General features: G+C 32.3%; 20 protein-coding genes. 5 read left to right on the plus strand and 15 right to left on the minus strand.

All coding sequences use genetic code 11. The annotated features are described in order from the left end of the window. Window positions 1–138 precede the first annotated feature (138 nt). Window positions 139–798, plus strand: a complete 660-nt coding sequence (locus tag M2326_RS04930) for a ribonuclease HII (RefSeq protein ID WP_264618438.1) — start codon at window positions 139–141, stop codon at window positions 796–798. A 95-nt stretch (window positions 799–893) separates the two neighbouring features. Here M2326_RS04930 and lipB read toward each other — a convergent pair whose 3' ends face one another. The 3 genes from lipB to M2326_RS04945 form a co-directional block, all read right to left on the minus strand. Beyond that, a complete protein-coding gene (gene lipB, locus M2326_RS04935; RefSeq protein WP_264618439.1) occupies window positions 894–1,592 on the minus strand; it encodes a lipoyl(octanoyl) transferase LipB in 699 nt (232 codons plus the stop codon). Window position 1,593: 1 nt separating this feature from the next. Further along, window positions 1,594–2,352, minus strand: a complete 759-nt coding sequence (locus tag M2326_RS04940; RefSeq protein WP_264618440.1) for a hypothetical protein — start codon at window positions 2,350–2,352, stop codon at window positions 1,594–1,596. A 452-nt stretch (window positions 2,353–2,804) separates the two neighbouring features. Further along, window positions 2,805–3,824 carry a substrate-binding domain-containing protein gene (locus tag M2326_RS04945; RefSeq protein WP_319800822.1) on the minus strand — a complete coding sequence of 340 codons (1,020 nt, stop codon included), beginning with the start codon at window positions 3,822–3,824 and terminating at the stop codon, window positions 2,805–2,807. A 201-nt stretch (window positions 3,825–4,025) separates the two neighbouring features. On the opposite strand from M2326_RS04945, the gene M2326_RS04950 reads away from it, so the two are divergent. Further along, window positions 4,026–4,478: a NanQ anomerase/TabA/YiaL family protein gene (locus tag M2326_RS04950; protein WP_264618441.1), complete on the plus strand. Its 453-nt coding sequence runs from the start codon at window positions 4,026–4,028 to the stop codon at window positions 4,476–4,478. A 220-nt stretch (window positions 4,479–4,698) separates the two neighbouring features. Here the strand turns inward: M2326_RS04950 and M2326_RS04955 are convergent, their stop codons facing one another. The 5 genes from M2326_RS04955 to M2326_RS04975 form a co-directional block, all read right to left on the minus strand. Next, window positions 4,699–6,351, minus strand: coding sequence for a sodium/sugar symporter (locus M2326_RS04955; protein ID WP_264618442.1), 1,653 nt, complete (start codon window positions 6,349–6,351; stop codon window positions 4,699–4,701). A gap of 259 nt (window positions 6,352–6,610) precedes the next feature. Further along, complete coding sequence (gene galE / locus M2326_RS04960; protein WP_264618443.1) at window positions 6,611–7,630, minus strand: UDP-glucose 4-epimerase GalE; 1,020 nt, start codon at window positions 7,628–7,630, stop codon at window positions 6,611–6,613. Between the two features lie 89 nt (window positions 7,631–7,719). Continuing rightward, window positions 7,720–8,769, minus strand: coding sequence for a UDP-glucose--hexose-1-phosphate uridylyltransferase (locus M2326_RS04965; protein ID WP_264618444.1), 1,050 nt, complete (start codon window positions 8,767–8,769; stop codon window positions 7,720–7,722). 6 nt (window positions 8,770–8,775) lie between these two features. Continuing rightward, entirely contained in the window at window positions 8,776–9,942 is a 1,167-nt protein-coding gene (gene galK, locus M2326_RS04970; RefSeq protein WP_264618445.1) for a galactokinase, read from the minus strand. A gap of 59 nt (window positions 9,943–10,001) precedes the next feature. Next, on the minus strand, window positions 10,002–11,054 hold the full coding sequence (locus M2326_RS04975) for an aldose epimerase family protein (protein WP_264618446.1): 1,053 nt from the start codon (window positions 11,052–11,054) through the stop codon (window positions 10,002–10,004). Between the two features lie 98 nt (window positions 11,055–11,152). On the opposite strand from M2326_RS04975, the gene M2326_RS04980 reads away from it, so the two are divergent. After that, window positions 11,153–12,151, plus strand: coding sequence for a GntR family transcriptional regulator (locus M2326_RS04980; RefSeq protein WP_264618447.1), 999 nt, complete (start codon window positions 11,153–11,155; stop codon window positions 12,149–12,151). A 109-nt stretch (window positions 12,152–12,260) separates the two neighbouring features. Here the strand turns inward: M2326_RS04980 and M2326_RS04985 are convergent, their stop codons facing one another. The 4 genes from M2326_RS04985 to M2326_RS05000 all read right to left on the minus strand — a co-directional run bounded on the left by M2326_RS04985 (window position 12,261) and on the right by M2326_RS05000 (window position 15,622). Further along, window positions 12,261–13,232, minus strand: a complete 972-nt coding sequence (locus M2326_RS04985) for a transporter (protein ID WP_264618448.1) — start codon at window positions 13,230–13,232, stop codon at window positions 12,261–12,263. Window positions 13,233–13,237: 5 nt separating this feature from the next. Further along, window positions 13,238–14,278, minus strand: a complete 1,041-nt coding sequence (locus M2326_RS04990) for a cytochrome-c peroxidase (RefSeq protein WP_264618449.1) — start codon at window positions 14,276–14,278, stop codon at window positions 13,238–13,240. Window positions 14,279–14,357: 79 nt separating this feature from the next. Next, the gene (locus M2326_RS04995; RefSeq protein ID WP_264618450.1) at window positions 14,358–15,140 is read right to left on the minus strand and encodes an MbnP family protein; all 783 of its coding nucleotides are present in this window, start codon (window positions 15,138–15,140) and stop codon (window positions 14,358–14,360) included. A 113-nt stretch (window positions 15,141–15,253) separates the two neighbouring features. Next, window positions 15,254–15,622: a hypothetical protein gene (locus tag M2326_RS05000; RefSeq protein ID WP_264618451.1), complete on the minus strand. Its 369-nt coding sequence runs from the start codon at window positions 15,620–15,622 to the stop codon at window positions 15,254–15,256. Between the two features lie 346 nt (window positions 15,623–15,968). On the opposite strand from M2326_RS05000, the gene M2326_RS05005 reads away from it, so the two are divergent. Together M2326_RS05005 and M2326_RS05010 are read left to right on the plus strand one after the other, a co-directional pair. Continuing rightward, window positions 15,969–16,295: a hypothetical protein gene (locus M2326_RS05005; protein WP_264618452.1), complete on the plus strand. Its 327-nt coding sequence runs from the start codon at window positions 15,969–15,971 to the stop codon at window positions 16,293–16,295. Window positions 16,296–16,454: 159 nt separating this feature from the next. Further along, window positions 16,455–16,826, plus strand: coding sequence for a hypothetical protein (locus M2326_RS05010; RefSeq protein WP_264618453.1), 372 nt, complete (start codon window positions 16,455–16,457; stop codon window positions 16,824–16,826). A gap of 65 nt (window positions 16,827–16,891) precedes the next feature. On the opposite strand, the gene hemL is transcribed toward M2326_RS05010, so the two are convergent. The 3 genes from hemL to M2326_RS05025 are packed head-to-tail and all read right to left on the minus strand — an operon-like array spanning window position 16,892 to window position 19,826. Further along, complete coding sequence (gene hemL, locus M2326_RS05015; RefSeq protein WP_264618454.1) at window positions 16,892–18,178, minus strand: glutamate-1-semialdehyde 2,1-aminomutase; 1,287 nt, start codon at window positions 18,176–18,178, stop codon at window positions 16,892–16,894. Window positions 18,179–18,193: 15 nt separating this feature from the next. Next, on the minus strand, window positions 18,194–18,937 hold the full coding sequence (locus M2326_RS05020) for a glucosaminidase domain-containing protein (RefSeq protein ID WP_264618455.1): 744 nt from the start codon (window positions 18,935–18,937) through the stop codon (window positions 18,194–18,196). Beyond that, window positions 18,930–19,826 carry a 1-aminocyclopropane-1-carboxylate deaminase/D-cysteine desulfhydrase gene (locus M2326_RS05025; RefSeq protein WP_264618456.1) on the minus strand — a complete coding sequence of 299 codons (897 nt, stop codon included), beginning with the start codon at window positions 19,824–19,826 and terminating at the stop codon, window positions 18,930–18,932. Before M2326_RS05025 ends, M2326_RS05020 begins: the two co-directional genes overlap by 8 nt. Window positions 19,827–19,942: the final 116 nt, after the last annotated feature.

Consider the following 19,942-nt stretch of genomic DNA (forward strand, 5'->3'; position numbering starts at 1 on the left):
ATAAAAAAAAACAAACCTAAAAGTAGCTTATCAAATAAGACCCCATTACTAACGAAAGTCGTAAACTGATTATTGTTTCTTGATCGAGTACCAATTCACTAAAAAATTGCAATCTTTGTTTTTTCAAAATTTATAATTATGCTCAAAAGACAATTCTCTACTTTTATCTTAGAATCTGGAACTGATGAAGCCGGACGTGGGTGCCTTGCAGGTCCTGTAACTGCAGCAGCAGTTATTTTACCATTGGATTTTGAAAATGAAATATTAAACGACAGTAAGCAATTATCCGAAAAAGTACGAGAAAAATTAAAACCTCTTATCGAAGCGAAAGCTGTTACTTTTGCTGTTACTCATTTGTATCCTAAAGAAATTGATGAAATCAACATCTTGAATTCTTCAATGAAAGCCATGCAAGAATGCATTTTAAAACTCAACCCTTCTCCCGAATATATTATCGTGGACGGAAACAGAGCGATCAATGCAAAAATAGGGCAAAAAAGTAAATCAGGAAAAAAACTCACAAAAGAGGAAATAGAAAAATTAAAAGCGATACCGAATCAAAGCATTATTAAAGGAGATTCAAAATATTTGAGCATTGCAGCAGCTTCTGTATTGGCCAAAACCTACAGAGATGAATATATGAATATAATTCACGAAGAGTTTCCGATGTACAATTGGAAAAAAAACAAAGGCTATCCTACTAAAGAACATCGTGAAGCCATTAGAAAATATGGACCAACAAAATACCACCGAATGAGCTTCAGGCTTTTACCAGAGCAATTAAAATTGGACATATAGTTTAACAAACCTATCACTATTATCCCTGACTTTTGAACTATCAATAAACTTATCTTCAAAGAGCAAGCCTTCTTAGCAATAAATCTAAAATTTGATCAAACAATTTCACACTCAAACAAAGCTTTAAAATGCTTCACAATTTTATTCTTCACTTCTTGTTCGTCAACTTTATCTATACCCAATTCCACATTTAAGGATGTAACTGCTTTACCTCTTATCCCACAAGGGATGATGTTATCAAAATATCCTAAATCTACATTGACATTCAGTGCAAATCCGTGCATAGTTACCCAACGTGAAGCACGTACACCTAAAGCACAAATTTTTCGCGCAAAAGGAGTGCCAACCCCAAGCCATACACCTGTTTCTCCTTCACTTCTACCGCATTCCAAACCATATTCTTGGAGCGTTAAGATAATGGACTCTTCAAGAAAACGTAGGTATTTGTGAATATCTGTAAAGAAATTATCTAAATCAATAATGGGATATCCTACAATTTGACCAGGACCATGATAGGTAATGTCTCCACCACGATTAATTTTATAAAAAGTAGCTCCTTTAGCTTCCAATTGTTTTTCTGACAGCAATAGATTACCCAAATCACCACTTTTCCCTAAGGTATATACATGTGGATGTTCCACCAATAATAAATAATTAGGTGTTATTATAGCGGTTTCTTCTCTTCTATTTTTAATTTTTAAATCCACAACGGCTTTAAACAATTCTTCTTGGTATTCCCAAGCAGCTTTGTAATCAAGGCAACCTAAATCTTGGAGTTGGACGTATTTGTTCATTTTATTCAAAGACTACATTAAGATTAAGCTTCTCTGGATTATCCATATATTCTGAAAATGGATAACGCACCGTTATGGTTTGTCTATCCCCACTAAAAAGTGCTTCAGGATTTGAAGTTGATTTTACTGGTTTTGGAAAATGGTATTTTAATGTATAAGTTGAAGACGCAAACAACATTTTGGACATACCCGTTGAATCTGCCACAACTTGTTTCTCTTTGATTAACTCGACATTTCGGCTAAAAGTTTTCCCATCATATGAGAAACTCAATTTTGAATTATTATCTCCAAACCCTCCACCAAAAGGACTTTTACTAGATTGGCTCGTTTTTGATTTTTTTAAGTCTTGCAACACGGTAAAACCTTCCATTAAATTTTGCAGTTCGGTAATCTTCTCAAAAGGAGAATTCATAGCAATTAAAAATTCTTTTTTATTAGGATCCATTTTCATGTGCATCACCGTATTCTCCAAGCCTTTTAGTGCGGCCTGCTTTTCTGGACTTAATAGTGCAATACTATCCTTTTTATTTTCGAAAATAGTCTTAAAACTTATCACAGAATCCAATACCTTATTATCTCCTTTGAGTCCAATTTTATCTCCAATTTTATCCCCACCCATGGCTAGCAAGCCAGAGGCATCAACTTCTACAGCATATTTACCTGAACCATCATCTTGTATATCAATACTTTCTGTAAAATTACAAGAAACTAAAAATAGAATAAAAAAAAGTAGAGTTGTCTTTTGAAAAAATTGTTTCATCTGAAGTTTTTTTTCAAAGATACAAACTTTGAATAACTATGCATATTGATATTTAATTTTAAGAGTTTTCATTTTTCACTGATTGACACCGTTTTAAATTAAACTAAAAAAAAATCAAGATTTACTTAGCTTTTTTCATTTCAATAATATTTCAAAATACTCTATAATTAGTAAAATATCACGCTTATAACTTTCGGTTTTTGTATGGTCCAGGTTCTCAAAAACCAATTGTATAGTTTCCAAATTTGTTCCACGCTACTACCAGAATATATTTATTATTTTATTTTCAATTCCCATTATGATTTAAACAGCTATTTAATCTAATAATATAATGAATTAGAATTTTAAAACTTTCTTTAAGCTTCGTTTCAAATCCTATTTAGATGAACTATATCATTACAAAAAAAACATCAAAAATTAGAAGTCACCTTTTAACTGCAACAAATTTAAAATCACATCTGCAAATTCTCTTTAACGATGATTTCAAGTGGCATGTACTGCGTTTCCAATACGAATTCTTGAAGTACTAATTGCTTATACAAAGAAGCTATAGCGGTAAAACCTTGTATTTCCGGTTTTTGATTAATTAAAAATTCAATCATTCCTTTTTTTAAATATTCTTTATTCAAATCTAAAAGATCGTAGCCGATGATTCTAATGCCAATGATGTTGTTTTTTTCTAAAAAATTAGCTACTAAATAAGCTCTAGAATTGGGTACAAAAACACTTTGTATAGTAGCAAACATATCAATGGTCAGTAATTCTTCGCCAGAATCTTTGATAGTAACTTCTTTAAACTTAAAATGATTTAAATTATTATTATTTTCAAAAAAAGAATAAAATCCTGCAATACGTTGCAAATAAACAGAGGTAGCTTCAATCTCACGAGTAATTTTAACAATTAAAACTTGATGTTCTTCCTTGACTACCAAACTGATTAATTTACCAGCGAGTACGCCACTTTTGAAAGCATCCTGACCAATATAAGTATGCTGAACTTTCGTTTCAATATTAGAATCAACCATGACAATAGGTACATTTTTAAGTTCACATTTATTCAAAAAATCGATCGATTCTTTATGAAAAGTTGGTGTGAATAAAATTCCATCATAAGTAGACTTTAATACCTCTTTTGCTTTTTCTTTAAAAGAAATAGAATCAAAATCATATAAATGATATTCTAAAATCACTCCAAAATTACGATACTCCTCTTCTGCTTTTTCAATACCCTGAACTTGAGCTCTCCAATATTCTATTGTATCATATTTGGGTAGAAAAACAGCAAAAACAAACCTTTTATTGAAGGCCAAATTACTAGCAAAAACATTTCGTTTATAATCATGCTCTTTAATAATAGCATTCACCTTATCAATATTTTCTTGTGCCACTTGCCCACGTTTGTGAATAATTCTATCTACTGTTCCTGTAGAAACGTTGGCAAGTCTTGCAATCTCTTTAATTGTTATAATAATCTTAGCTCTTTAAATTATTGTTTTTTTGCGTCTAAATTCATTTCTGTTATCAAATTTAGTAATTCAAACTGAGTTATTATCTATAAATTAGCAATTGCATGTTCGAATACATTTGAAATATTATTTTTTAATTTAAAATTCATAACTATATTCGTTAAATTCAAAAAAACTTATCTTTAAATAAATTCAAAAAAAAATATTATGATAATAGATTCATTAACAAATGCTGATAAATATTTCCAATTAAACCCTAATTTCAAAACTGCTTTTGATTTTATCGCACAAAACAATGTTGCAAACCTGCCCGATGGAATTACACAAATATCAGAAAGCTTGCGTGTTATCATAAATACTGCCCAAGCAAATAATAATACCGAAGAAGCTTTACAGTTCTTTGAATGCCACGATAAACATATAGACATTCAAGTTTGTATTAATGGGCCGGAAACTTATGCTTGGAAACCTAGAGAAAAATGTACACATCCAAACGGTGATTATAGTTCAGAAAAAGATGTACGTTTTTGGAAAGACAGTCCCGATACTTTTTTTGAATTAAAAAATAATCAATTCACCATCCTTTACCCTGAAGATTGCCATGCTTCAATGATGGGAAAGGGAGAAGTCAAAAAGTTAATTTTCAAAGTTCTTATTTAAATACAAGACGATTATTACTATTGCAAGTTATCCATTCAAATAATTAAAATACTTTCAAAGCAACTATCACTTATTAATACCTAGTACTATTTCTTTTTTAGGGTACTTAAAAAAGATCATTTATAGATAAATCGTTATTTAGATTACATAATAAAATCATCCAAAAAAAAGGTCTCCTTGAAATATTCAAGGAGACCTTTTTTATGAAAAATTATTTCTATTATTTCCAGAAGAATGCATACGCTGCCGCTATTAATATCAGTATAACAAAGGAACCAATATTGAATAGTGGACTTGTTTTGAAAAACTCTTTACTAATAGGAATTCCTTTTGAATCATTTTGACCTTTATTTTGAATCAAACTTAAGACAATAATCACCAACATTGTTAACAATGTAGTGTATCCCATTTGATCCATCCATGGCAAAGTAGGGAACATACCTCCTTCGATCCATCCTTTTGGACCGATTTTAAAGAACAACGCAATTGGAATAGAAACTAAAGCTCCCCAAATTGCAGCCTTATTAGTTGTTTTTTTCCAAAACAAACCGAGTAAAAATACCCCTAAAATACCTGGACTTACAATCCCTGTATATTCTTGAATAAATTGGAATGCTTGATCAATTCCTCCTAAAAGTGGAGCTGTTATTGCAGCAATAACCAATGCAACTGCACCAGAAAGACGTCCTACATTTACAGTAACTTTGTCACTAGCAGTTGGGTTGATATATTGTTTGTATATATCCATTGTAAAGATTGTTGACGTAGAGTTCAACATTGAAGCCAAAGAGGATACAATTGCAGCAGCAAGAGCAGCAAAAGCTAATCCTTTTAATCCAGAAGGCAAGAAATGTAACAACCAAGGATATGCTCTATCTGCACTACCAATACCTGGTAAGTTTTCTAAAGCAGAAGCACCTAATCTCTCCATAATTGCGGGATCATTTACCATTACATAGGCAGCAATTCCAGGGATTACAACGATAAACGGAATTAGTAATTTTAAAAATGCAGCTAATAAAATTCCTTTTTGAGCTTCACGCAAAGACTTTGCAGCCAAAGTTCTTTGAATAATATATTGGTTAAAACCCCAATAGTAGATATTTGCAACCCAAAGACCTCCTACTAAAACTCCAATACCTGGTAAGTTCATGTATTCTGGATTTGACTCATCCAAAATCATCACAAAACGATCTGGTGCAGCGTGATAAACAGTTTTCATTCCTTCCCACATACCAGCACCATCAGAAACAGTATTTAATGCTAAATATGTTGTCACTATTCCACCTAAAACTAGGAAAACAACTTGAATAACATCCGTCCAAGCAACTGCTGATAAACCACCATACAAAGAGTAAGCTGCAGAAAAAAGTGCTAAACCAACAATGGCATACATCATATCTACACCCAAAATAGTTTGAATGGCTAAACCACCTAAATATAAGACTGTAGTAAGATTAACAAATACGTATAAAGCAATCCAAAAAACAGCTAAAATAGTTTTAAGATTGGTAGAGAAACGTTGTTCAACAAATTCAGGAATCGTATAAATTCCTTTTTCGATAAAAATCGGCAAGAAATACTTACCCACAATAATTAAAGTAAAAGCAGCCATCCATTCATAAGAGGCAATTGCTAATCCTAAAGCAAAACCAGAACCTGACATTCCAATAAATTGTTCTGCAGAAATATTTGCTGCGATCAAAGACGAACCGATTGCCCACCATGGTAATGATTTACTCGCCAAAAAGTAATCTTCTGCATTTTTTTGTTCTCCATCTTTATCTCGAGATACCCATAGACCAACGCCTAAGATTAAAACAGCATAAGCTGTAAAGACTGCGTAATCAATAAATCCGAATCCTGTCTCCATAATTTTTTTTGGTTTTTAGTTTTTAGTTCAATTTTATTTAGTTCAATTTTTAGTTTTATACGTAACATTTTACCTCGACATACTATTTTACAGTGCTTAAAAAATCACCCTTTCACAGTATTAATTGTTTATGAATTTTTAAACAAAAAGACATATATCAAAACATGATACAGAGAGTAATAACACAAAAAACTTTTTGTTCTATATGAGGATTTTTTTTATTTTATGAAGATTCAAATACTATAATTTGAATGAAAAATTATTTATTACTTCTAATTTTAGTTTCCCATTTCCAAGCACTGTCAATTGCTTCGTCAAGTGTAGATTTGGTTTTCCAACCTAACACATTATTTGCTTTATCCGTACTGGCATATGCCATCGTCACATCACCTTCACGTCTATCAACAATTTTATAAGGAAAAGGTTTTCCGCTTGTTTTTTCAAAACTCTTAATTACCTCAAGAACAGAACTTCCAACACCTGAACCTAAGTTAAAAATCTCTATCTTATCTGCATTTTTCTTATTCAAAAGACGTTGCAATGCTACCACATGAGCTTTTGCTAAATCTACAACATGAATGTAATCACGAATACAAGTTCCATCAGGAGTAGGGTAATCGTCACCATAAACCATTAATTCTTTACGCAAACCAATTCCTGTTTGAGTTATAAAAGGCACTAAGTTTTGAGGAACACCAATTGGTAATTCTCCAATTTCTCCAGAAGGATGCGCTCCAATTGGATTAAAATAACGCAACAAAATAGCACTAATCCCACTTACTTTAGAAACATCCGTTATTACTTCCTCTCCTATTTGCTTTGTATTTCCATAAGGAGACATTGCAGGCTTGATAGCAGCATTTTCATCAATTGGCATTACATCGGCCTGACCATAAACAGTACAAGATGAACTAAAAATAAAATTAGCCTCGTCCTTTTTCTGTAATTCTTGTAATAAATAAATTAGTGACGCAATGTTATTCTCATAATACAATAATGGATCAGTTACACTCTCACCTACAGCTTTTGATGCTGCAAAGTGAATCACACCTTCAATATCGGTATACTTTTCAAAAAAACTTTGAACAGAAGTTTTTTCTCTTAAATCTAATTTTTCAAAAATAGGTGTTTTTCCTGTAATTGCTACAATCCCTTTCATAACATCCTCCGATGAATTTGATAGGTTATCTATAATAACTACCTCATAGCCTTCATTTTGCAATTCAACTACTGTATGAGACCCAATGAACCCTAAACCACCTGTTACTAATATTTTCATATTTTGTTCTTTATTTATTTTTACTGTCGTATATAATTCATTTATCGTCATTCCAAATAAATTGCAATGACGACAAACTTACTACATGATTATTTAATTTTATAATGAACTTCTGATAAGTCTCTAAGCATCTGAGCACTTTTTTCTGCTGTAATATCTCTCTGAGACTCTCCCATCATTTCATACCCTACCATGAATTTTTTAACTGAAGCTGAACGCAACAAAGGTGGATAAAAATGCATGTGAAATTGCCATTCTGGGTGGTCTTTACCATCTGTTGGAGCTTGGTGAATACCTGATGAATATGGAAATGAAGTTTCAAAGAGGTTATCATACCTCACTGTTAAACTTTTCAAAATCATAGCATAAGCAGCAACTTCATCAGCTGTAAAATCGCTAATCTTAGTCACATGACGTTTACTGATAATCATTGTCTCAAAAGGCCAAACTGCCCAAAAAGGAACAAGAGCTGCAAAATGTTCGTTTTCTACAACAATACGTTCACCCAATAATAATTCTTTTTGCAAATAATCAACTAACAGGTTACTACCGTGTTTCTTGTAGTAATCTAGAAGGTTGTTTTGAGTTTTCTCTACTTGAGTTGGCAAAGAAGATTGCGCCCAAATTTGACCGTGAGGATGTGGATTACTACATCCCATTACGCTCCCTTTATTCTCAAAAATCTGTACGTGGTTAATGTAGTCAATTGCACCAAGTTCTGTATACTCTCTCTGCCAAGTTTTAATTACGTCTTCAATCGTGGCTAAATCCATTTCTGGTAAAGTCAAATTGTGCTTTGGCGAGAAACAAACTACCTTTGAAATTCCTTTTTCCGGCTTTGCTTTAAAGAAAGTATCACTCCCATTATCCTCAAAATGAAGTTCTTCTTGTTTTAAAGCAGCAAAATCATTTTCAAATACAAAAGCACTTTTATAGTCATCATTTGAAACACCATTTGCTCTTACATTTCCTGGACATAAGTAACATTCTGGATCATATTCTGGTCTTTCATCATTGGCAATTGCTTCTTTTTGTCCTTGCCATGGTCTTTTTGCTCTGTGTGGTGAAACTAAAACCCATTCGTTAATTAACGGATTGTATCTTCTGTGCGGATCTTCGTTGATATCAAAATCTCTCATTTTCTTTTAGTTTTTATAAAGTGATGTACCGTTTGATACTTTTACGTCATGTATTTTTAATTCAATTCCAAATTTATCTAAATATAACTTAGAAAATTTCGCTTTTACCGCTTCTTCGCTTCCCTTTTTAACTAATGTAATAGTGCAACCTCCAAAGCCTCCACCCATTAATCTGGACCCAATTACAGTTTCTTCTGCTTTTGCTAGTCCTACCAAATAGTCTAACTCGGAACAACTTACTTCGTAATTTACAGATAGGCCATCATGCGTTTCAAACATTAATTTCCCTAAAGTCAAAATATCTCCACCATCCAAAGCTTCACAAGCTTGCATAACTCTTTTGATTTCTTTTACAACATATAAACATCTTCTATATACATTGTCTGTCATTTTAGATTGTAGGCTTGTTACATGATTCACATCGCAATCTCTAAAACTTGTAATCTCTGGATAATTTGCTTTTATAATATCCAAACCTTCACCACATTCTATACGACGTGTATTATATTCAGATGTAAACAAGGAATGTTTTACATTACTATCAAATAAGATCAAAGAATAATCAACAAAATTCGCATCATGATAAGTATAGTCTAAAGTTTTACAGTCAATTTTTATTACTTTATTTTCTACTCCCATTACACTAGAGAATTGATCCATGATCCCACAATTGATTCCTACCCAATGTTCAGCGCTTTGTCCCATCAATGCAATATCAATTGGTTTAATCCCTAAATTAAATAGTTCATTGATTCCGTATAGAAAACCACATTCTAAAGCTGCAGAAGAAGACAAACCAGAACCTGAAGGAATGTTACTGCTAAAAGTACAGTTGAAACCTTCAAGAGAGAATCCTTTTAGATGTAATTGATTCAAAACACCACGAAGGTAATTTGTCCAAACACTATCTGTAAGTTCTTGTTTTGATGTTACATCAATTTCAAAACTTTCCCCTAGGTCAATAGCGTGAATATTAGCAATTTTTGTATTATTTTTTTCGAAAGCAAAACAAATTATTTTATCAATTGCTGCTGGCAAAACATATCCATCATTGTAATCAATATGCTCTCCAATAATATTAATTCTTCCAGGTGAAAGAACTATTGTTCCAGCGGCAGCATTAAATGTTTTTTGATAAAATGCTTTAGTGTCTTTAATTAAAATCTCATTCATTATCATCCTATTTGAAGTTAGTTAAAATTTTACATTCTGTTTTTATAAAACTACAAAAATTAAAATTCTTGTAATTTATAAATAGTTTTTTGTTTATAAGTTTCCAATGGCTTTAAAACTGCATTAGGAAACTGAGATTGATTGGGAGCATCGGGAAAATTCTGGGTTTCAAAACATATTCCACTTTGAGAATGGTATTCTACAGCATCTTTATTTTCAAGGATCACATCCGTTTTCCCGCCAACATATATATGTACACTGGGCTGATCGGTAATCACTTCCATTTTCAGGTTATTTTTACTACTCTTTAATGTTGCCACAACAACTTCATTATTATCAATTACAAAACTATTATCGATACTCGCAGGACAAGATCGAGTTGTGGTAAAGTCAAATTCTGTATTGGCAACCTCTATGATTTTTCCTGTTGGTACCCCTTCGTTAGTAATTTCAACCGTTTTCTTTGATGGTAATTGTAATTCTTGATTCAGAACCGAACCTTCATGACCATCTAAATTAAAGTAAGTATGGTGTGTCAAATTAATTACAGTATCTTCAGTTGTAGTGGCAGAATAATCCAAAACCAATTCATTTTCCTCAGTTAAGGTATAAGTGATTTCTACATTTAAATCTCCTGGATAATTTTCTTCACCAGATATACTAAAATAAGTCAACGTAATCGATGGATTTTCCCCAGCCTTTACATTTTTAATAGTCCAAATTTTTCTACTAAAATTATCGATTCCACCGTGCAAAGAATGATTTGAATTATTAGCACTCAATTGGATTTTTTTTCCGTTTAATTGAAAGACACTATCCTTAATCCTCCCTGCATAACGTCCGACAATAGCACCAAAATAAGGAGCTCCTTCTATCTCAAAGGATTTAATATAAGATTCTAAGTTATCAAAGCCCAAAACAACATCTACCACATCACCATTTTTTAATGGCATTTTCAAAGATGTTAAAGTGGCACCTAAAGAAATAACTTGAATTGTAACACCATTTTTATTCGTCAATTCGCAAGAATCAACAACTTGACCTTTTGCAGTAGAACCAAATGATTTGATTACAAAATTAGGAGTAAATTGCGATATATGTTTAATTTCCATTTTATTTTTATTAAATACTGAAAACAAATTTAAGATAATATTTCACATCTACACACCAGTACCTACCAGTTTTTATTATATTGCACAAAAATATCTTTATGAAGCTAATTGCCATCGAAAATAATTCAGGTATTCCTAAATATAAACAAATCATTATTTCCATCGAAAGAACCATCGATAACGGAAAACTAAAAAAAGAAGATAAACTCCCCTCTATCAACAAAGTATGCATTGAATTCTCTCTTTCAAGAGATACTGTTTTACAAGCATATGACGAATTAAAAAAACGTGGAATTATCTATGCTATACCAGGAAAAGGCTATTATATTAGAAGTACCCAAGTATCTATCCAGCAAAAAATCTTCCTCTTGTTTGACGAATTAAATATTTTTAAAGAAGACCTATATAATTCCATCTTACTAAATATAGGTAAAAACGCACAAATAGATATATTTTTTCATCATTTTAACAGTAAGGTATTCGAAAAACTAATCGATGACGCTAATGGAAACTACACCAAATACATAATTATGCCTACCAGTTTACCAAATGCGAGTACCTTTATTAAAACCCTACCAGTTAATGATGTATATATATTAGACCAAACTAATAAAGAGCTCAGAACTTATCCAGGTGTATATCAAAATTTCACTAAAAATATTTACGACGGTCTAATCAAAGGAAAAAATAGATTAAAAAAATACAATAAATTAATAATGATATTCCCTGGCTTTAAAGAACCCATAGGAATGAAAATCGGTTTTGAAAAGTTTTGTATTGATTACCAATTTGAATATGAAGTAATACTCGAATTTAAAACCCGAAAAATCCACAAAGGCGAAGTTTATATTATCCCAAATGATCGTGATCTGGTAAGTGTAATCGAAAAATCCAAAGTTCAGGGTTTCAAAATAGGGGAAGATTTTGGCGTAATATCGTATAACGAAACTCCATTAAAAAAAATTGTTGGAAATGGCATAACCACTATTTCAACCAATTTTGAAGAAATGGGGAGAATTGTAGTCCAAATGATTCTGACTGATAAAAAAGATCAAATCGAAAATCGTTCTTCTTTAATCATACGAAATTCACTTTAAAAACAATAGTTACTTAATACAATAGTACTTCTGATTATATTTTTAATAAAAAAATCCTGTAATTTCAATTTGACTTTACAGGATTTTTTTTTGCATTTACAAAATTCATTTATAATGAGTAGTTCAGGTTTACTCCCAATCGATAATTGGATTTCATTAAGCCGCTTGCCAAATTTTGATTGATAGGCAACATAACATTTACTCCAAAACTGAATTTATCACGCCCGATTTCTACTCCAATTTTACTAAAGAATATATCACCTGCCGTGTTTGGTAATTTTTGACCACGTTGCCAATTGGTTTTATAGACTTCACCAGCTATCCCAAGTTGTGGCACATAGGTCATACGATCTGATTTTAACATATAAAATAAAGTTGATCCGTAGTTGAATTGATTTCCGTATTTATAATCCTTTTTATTTTCGGATTTGATATTATAATTAATCATTGTATTAAGCCCCCATTTACCCCAACTCAATTGATGTTCAGCAAGCAACAAATAGTCCAAACTCCCCGTCCCTACTTGAAACCCTTGATTTACAGAACCCGTGTTGCTTATAGCATCAAATTTACCAGTTGGTAATTTAAAACCACCACCCAATTGCACACGATTGTACAAGACAACAGAATCTTTTATACTTTCTAGCACGGTATAGGTAGCCATTATAGTAACATCTCCCAAACCACTAATATTCTCTGGACCAGCCGCATACTGCCTAGTATGATCTTGATATGGTAGTAGTGCCGTTAATTGAATTTTTGATCCAATTGGAATACGTGCCCAAATTTGAGTGGTATGAAAATTTTCGTCAATCCAAGGCGAATTATTAAAATCCCCATCTCTACTGGTATAACTTTGATAAAAATAGCGCACTCCAACAAAGTTATTGTTCAACATGGAGCTGAAACCCATGCTTCCGCCCGCTGCAGAACATCCACAAGCATCACAATCTTCTTCCATCATAGATGCTTCTAATTGCATTTTCTGGAAAGTAAACTGACTTATTTTATTTTTTGGAAGTGGTGTCGCAATTATATGTTGGCCCACAAGGATAACTAATAAAAGAATTTTATTTTTCATACTGTTTAATTTTCACCGAAACGTCTATCGGTTAAGTATTGATCATCAGTTAATGTTTTGAGAAAAAGAATTAATTGGTCTTTTTCTATTGTAGAAAGCGAGATACCTAGCTTTCCGTTTTGATTGAGTAAAGGATCTAATGTAGCCGAAAGTAAAACTCCTGAACTATAATGATCCAAAACAGCATCAAGAGTCCCAAAACGTCCATCGTGCATATACGGAGCCGTTTTGTCAACATTGCGTAAGCTAGGCACTTTGAATTTGTAATAATCAGTAGCAATTTCGGTTACGCGGTACCTCCCTACATCATTTATTTTTGGATTCAAAGCCAAACCATTATTTCTAAAACTATGATCTGTCATTAAATCTGTCGCATGGCACGAAGCACATTTAGCATTAAAAACAGTATAACCTGCTTGCTCATCTGAGGTAAATGCTCCACCAGTTTCATTTCTTCTGAACTTATCAAATCTAGAGTTGGATGACATCATCATAACCATAAATTGTGACATAGCTTTAAGCATATTTTCGGCATTAATTTCACCATTTTCAAATGCTTGTTTGAACAACCGTTTATAGTCTGCATCAGCTTTCATCATTGCCATAATGGTCGTCAAATCACCATTCATTTCTATTTGGCTTAATAAAGGAATTATAGGTTGTACATCCAAATTTGGTGCTGCCCCATCATACATAAATATATTTTGAAAAGCCAAGTTTTGAATAGAAGGTGTATTTCTTGTTCCAATTTCATTGTTAACACCATGACTAAAGGTATGGCCGTGATGCGTAAACGCAGTTGCTTGCTCATGACAAAACCCACATGAAATTAATCCATCCGAAGACAATCTACCATCATAAAAAAGCTTTTTACCTAATTCAAAACCTTTTTCAGTGGGTGGATTCAGACTAATATTATAGGCTAATGCAGGAAAATTGGATGGGATTTGAAATGCCAAAGGAATATCTTGATATTCATTATCATCATTATCTGTACAACTAACTACCGTTAACAACAAAACGAAAAATAAAATTTTAAATTTCATCCTATTTGTTTTAAATTATACTTTACCCATGGATATAGAACTTACATCCATGGTCAAGTAAAATTATTATAAAAATAAATTAGTCGTTATGAACGTGTGCTACAGTAAACATTTCAGTAATATTTTTAGTAATATTTACTAAATCACTCCCTCCCATAATCATGGGATTATCACTAAGTTTAAATTTTGTAGAACCGTCAATTATTTTATCAACATCAACAAATAAATGAATCTCTGGAGTTACAGTAGTTCTTACTTGTGCTTTGGTAGGTAAAGCAAGACTAACCTCAGCGTAATTATAATTTCCTGTTGATTGACCGTTATGAATCATAAATGCAGTATCAGTAGTCACTGTTGGAGACGTAAAAGTCCCCTCAAAAGCTAAGTATTTGTAACCTGCAGACCAAGTCCACGTTAACCCTGCAGCTTGTGCTCTTGTATAAAGATCCCCTTGACCTGTAAGACCTAGGTCATATTGTTCCTTATCAACTCCTATTCCAAATTTAACATTGGTATAATCGCCAGCAGGAATTCCTTTAAGGGTAATAACTTGTCCGTCTGTGCTAGACTCATCAATTATAAAGTAGCTATCACTTTTTGGATAGATAAATTCTGTACCATCCGATTTTGTCAATACTATATTACTAACAATATATTTTATTGTACTTATTTTTAAGACTTCATTATTTGATGAAGTATAAGTTTGAGAGTTTAAAATCAAATCATTAGAACCAAAAGACTGATCGTATTCTATTTCCAAGTTTCCTATTCCCGAAACAGGATCTTTATCATCATTTGAACAAGAAACCGTTAATATACTTACTGCCAAAACTGCTAAACCCTTATATATTGTATTTTTCATTTTTATTTTATTTCGTAATTTAATTTAATGTTGAATTATTTTTGCGCACAATCTACCCTTTTTTATGAAATATTCATAAAAGAGCACAAGTCGCAATTATCCTAAAAATTAAATTATGAAATGGGAGGGTGAAATACCAATGCGGTATCTATGTAGGAATAAAAATTAAGATATAAAGCTGTATTCTTTTGTCTGACTATCAAAATTGATTTATCGAAAACAAAAACACTTAAGTCCTCTAAGAAAAGTTCTCCTGTTGGTTTTAAATTTTGTTTCTTATCGGAAGTTTTTTGTTGATTCTCGTCTGCAGCTTTAGAAAGTTCCTTCATCAAATGACACTTACCATTACAATGAAGTGCTGGCTTTGCTTTATTTTCACAAAGTACTTTTGAAATATAATCGTAATTTACAATATAATCTACTACCGGCAAAAATGGTTTTGCTAGAACAAAAAGGATTAATATGATTACGACTTTTTTCAAGCCGCAAAAATACATTTATAAAATAAGAGCACCAACTTTAACATATAAAACATTTTTATATGTTAAAGCAAAAAGTGAAATTTTACTTTTTTTAACAACCAATAACAATATGGATTAAATATTATTCGATAAATGCATAAATAAACACAAAAAACTAAACTAAACACAAATAAAATTGAATAACAAACAAAATAAACCTACAAATTATCATAATTTATAAAATAAAAAATTAACACCTATTTTAATTTTTCAATTCAAAATATCAATACATTTATCCCGATTTTTAGATGAATGAAAAATAACATATTCGAATGAAAAATCAATAACTGAAAACACAAAAACAAAAATGAAAAAATTATTTATCGCAGCTTTATTAGTTGCAAGTTTAACTGGATTTGCTCAAAAGAAAAATGGAGCTGAAAAGATGCTAGACAAGATGACAACTGAATTATCATTAACAGCTGACCAGCAAGCACAATTAAAACCAATTTTTGAAGAACAAGCTGCTCTTCAAAAAGACAACAAAGAAAATCCAGATAATGTAGATGCAAATAAGGATAAAGCTAAAGAAATAGGAAAAAAAATCAATGGTATTTTAACTCCTGAACAAAAAAAATTAAGAAAAGAATTTCAAGAAAAAGCAAAAGCTGAAAAAGATGCTTTAACTCACTAATCATTTTTTTTTATTTTAATAAAATCTCGTTTTATAGCGAGATTTTTTTTTTGAAGCTAATTCTCTAAATGATAACAAATTTGTTAAATAAAACTTAATCATTAAACCTTTCAAACCTTCAATCGTCTAATCTAAAACAAACAACTTAAAACAATTAGAATGAAAAAATTAATTATTGTTGCTTTATTAGCAATTGGAATTACAGGATTTGCACAAGAAGGAAAAAAGAAAAAAGGTCACGAAGTAAGCACCGAAATGCGCCTTAAAAAAATGACTGAAGAGTTATCATTGAATGCAGACCAGCAAAAGCAATTGATACCAGTTCTTGAAGAGCAAACATCAATTAAGAAAGCGATTAAAGAAAACCCCGAAACTAAAGAAGAAAATAAAGTTAAAATGAAAGAAAACGGGAAAAAATTTAAAGGAATTTTAACCCCTGAGCAATTCGAAAAGTGGAAAGGTACTACAGGAAAAGGTAAAGGTCATGGAGAAGGAAAAAAGAAAAATGCAGCTGATGAATCAGAAGAATAATTAAATTCAAAATGCTTACTAATGAAAAAACTTCCGGTATTACCGGAAGTTTTTTCATTAGTAAGCTAAAAAGTTTTTGATACTTTATCAATTGCTTGAATGGTAAAATCTAAATCTTCATACGTAAGTGCATCGGTAATAAACCAAGTTTCGTATGCAGATGGTGCGATATAAATCCCCTCTTGCAACAAACCATGAAAAAACTTCTTAAAAGTTTCATTATCTCCATTGGCAGCAGATTTAAAATTGACTACAGGATTTGCATCAAAATGCACCGATATCATCGAACCAATTGTATTGATGGTAAACACTACTTTATTTGCTTTCAAAACTTTATCTATTCCTGCAGCTAGGTAAGCTGTTTTATCTTCTAGTCGTTGAAAAATAGTTGCATCTTCATTCAAAGTTTGCAACATTGCTAATCCTGCCGCCATTGCCAACGGATTTCCAGACAAAGTACCTGCTTGATAAACAGGACCAAGAGGTGCGAGATAATTCATAATTTCGGCACGAGCAGCAAAAGCACCTACTGGCAAACCACCACCGATAACTTTTCCAAAACAAACAATATCTGCATCAACATCGAATAATTCTTGTACACCACCTTTTGCCAATCTAAAACCAGTCATCACCTCATCAAAAATAAGTAAGATTCCGTTTTCGGTACACAACGTTCTCAATCCTTCTAAGAATCCATTTACTGGCGGAATACACCCCATATTTCCAGCCACAGGCTCTACTATAATGGCTGCAATTTCATTTTTATTGGCTTCAATGACTGCCTTTACGTTTTCTAAATCATTATATGTCGCTAGCAAAGTATCTTTGGCTGTTCCTGCTGTAACACCTGGACTGTTTGGTGAACCAAATGTAATCGCACCACTACCCGCTTGAATTAAAAATGAATCTGAATGTCCGTGATAACAACCCGCAAACTTGATAATTTTATCTCTTTTGGTAAATCCACGAGCAAGACGAATGGCGCTCATACATGCTTCTGTACCTGAATTCACAAAACGAATTTTATCAATATTGGGTACCATGGCCACCGCCAAAGCTGCAATTTGTGTTTCCAATTCTGTTGGCATACCGAAAGATGTTCCAAGTTTGGCTTTTTCGATCACGGCATTTACAACCGGCTCAAAAGCGTGTCCCAAAATCATTGGCCCCCATGAATTGATATAATCAATTAAACGATTTCCGTCCTCATCATATAAGTAGGCTCCCTTGGCACTTTTTACAAAAATAGGTGTTCCTCCTACGGCTTTGAATGCTCTCACAGGTGAATTGACACCACCAGGAATTACTTGTTCTGCTTCAGCAAAAAGCTGACTACTTCTTTTGTATAACATTACTTGAAAGTTATTTTAGTTTATCTTTATTTTTTGTCCAATGGATATTGTATTATCCGAAAGGTGGTTTTTTCGAATTAAGTCATCAACCGATACATTGTATTTTTTGGAAATAGAATACAAGGTATCCCCTTTTTCTACTTCATGCGTACTACCATTTCTGGAGCTACTGTTTGAGCTTGGCTTGTAGTTTTTACCTAAAACTTGCGCATCATATTGATCCAAATCATAGGTTTCGATATAAGAGATCAATTTGTTTGGATACCTTGGATCGGTGGCGTAACCAGCAGCACGAAGACCTTGAGCCCAAGCCTTATAATCATCCTTTCTTAAATCGAATAAACTAGCGTAGCGACTTCCGCTTGTCAAAAAAGCAGCGTGATCTTCGTATGAATCAGCCGCGTTTCGATATTTTCTAAAACATTCTTGACTTTTATCATCATCGTGATAAACTGTTTCACCAAGCCAAGTAGAATGGCATTTGATTCCGAAGTGGTTGTTGGCTGTCTCAGAAAGTTCACTTCTACCTGCACCCGACTCTAAAATTCCTTGAGCTAAAATGATGCTGGCAGGAATACCGTGCTTTTTCATATTGGTCATGGCAACCCACTTAAACTGATTTACATAGGCATTCACTACTTCGTTGCGAGACATTCCATTGGAACTAGAGCTCTTTCGTGAAGAAGACGATGTTGATTTTGAAGAATGGCAACTTACAAAAGCTACTAACGAAAGGACTAAAACTATTTTCTTAATCATGAATTTGTATTAAAGGTAATTTTTTGTTTTTTAGTTTTGTATTCATTCCTGCTACTCCCTGTAGGCCACCTGTATGTATAAGGAGTATATTCGAGTTCTCCGGAAAATAATTATTTTGGATTAGATCTAAAACTCCTACTACCATTTTTGCTGTGTAAATGGGATCCAACGGAATTTTGGTTTCTTTATAAAAATCATTGATAAAAGAAATTAACTCTGGTGTTACTTTACCATAACCACCAAAATGATAGTCATGTATCAATTCCCAATGTTTGCTGTTTACAAAAGTACAAATTTCATCTTGTAAAAAATCCCCTTTTAAAGCTGGAAAACCTAAAACTTTCTGATGTGGCAATGCACTATTGATTAATCCAGAAATTGTTCCACCAGTTCCTACTGCACAACAAACGTAGTCAAATTCAGTATCAATGTCGGTCAAAATTTCTTGACATCCTTTAATAGCCAATGCATTGGTTCCGCCTTCAGGGATTAAATAAAAATCCGTCCATTTTTTTTTCAAACTAGTGATAAATTCCAATTCTTCTTTCAAACGGTACTCTTGTCTTGTGACAAATTCAAAATCCATTCCACATTCTTGAGCGAACTTTAGGGTTGGATTTTCTTGGATTTTGTTTACTAATTCTTCACCTCGAATAATTCCAATTGTTTTAAAACCTTGCTCTTTACCTGCAAAAGCAACCGCTGCAATATGATTGGAATAGGCGCCACCGAAAGTCAATAATGTAGATGTATTTTCTTGTTTCGCTTGAAGGAGATTGTATTTTAATTTTCGGAATTTATTACCCGAGACAAAAGGATGAATCAAATCCTCGCGCTTGATGGAAACGGAAATGTTTTTTGGTAAATTAATTTTTATGGACTGATTCAATTGGAAAGGTGTTTTTGCAAAGGTATCATCAAAACGCAAAAGACAAAAGCTTTATTGTTTTTTTAACCTGAGTTTAATTGATATTTTAAAAGCGGAACAATTATTACTTTATTAAT

It is taken from the genome of Flavobacterium psychraerolatum, assembly GCF_025960985.1.
Classification (GTDB): domain Bacteria; phylum Bacteroidota; class Bacteroidia; order Flavobacteriales; family Flavobacteriaceae; genus Flavobacterium.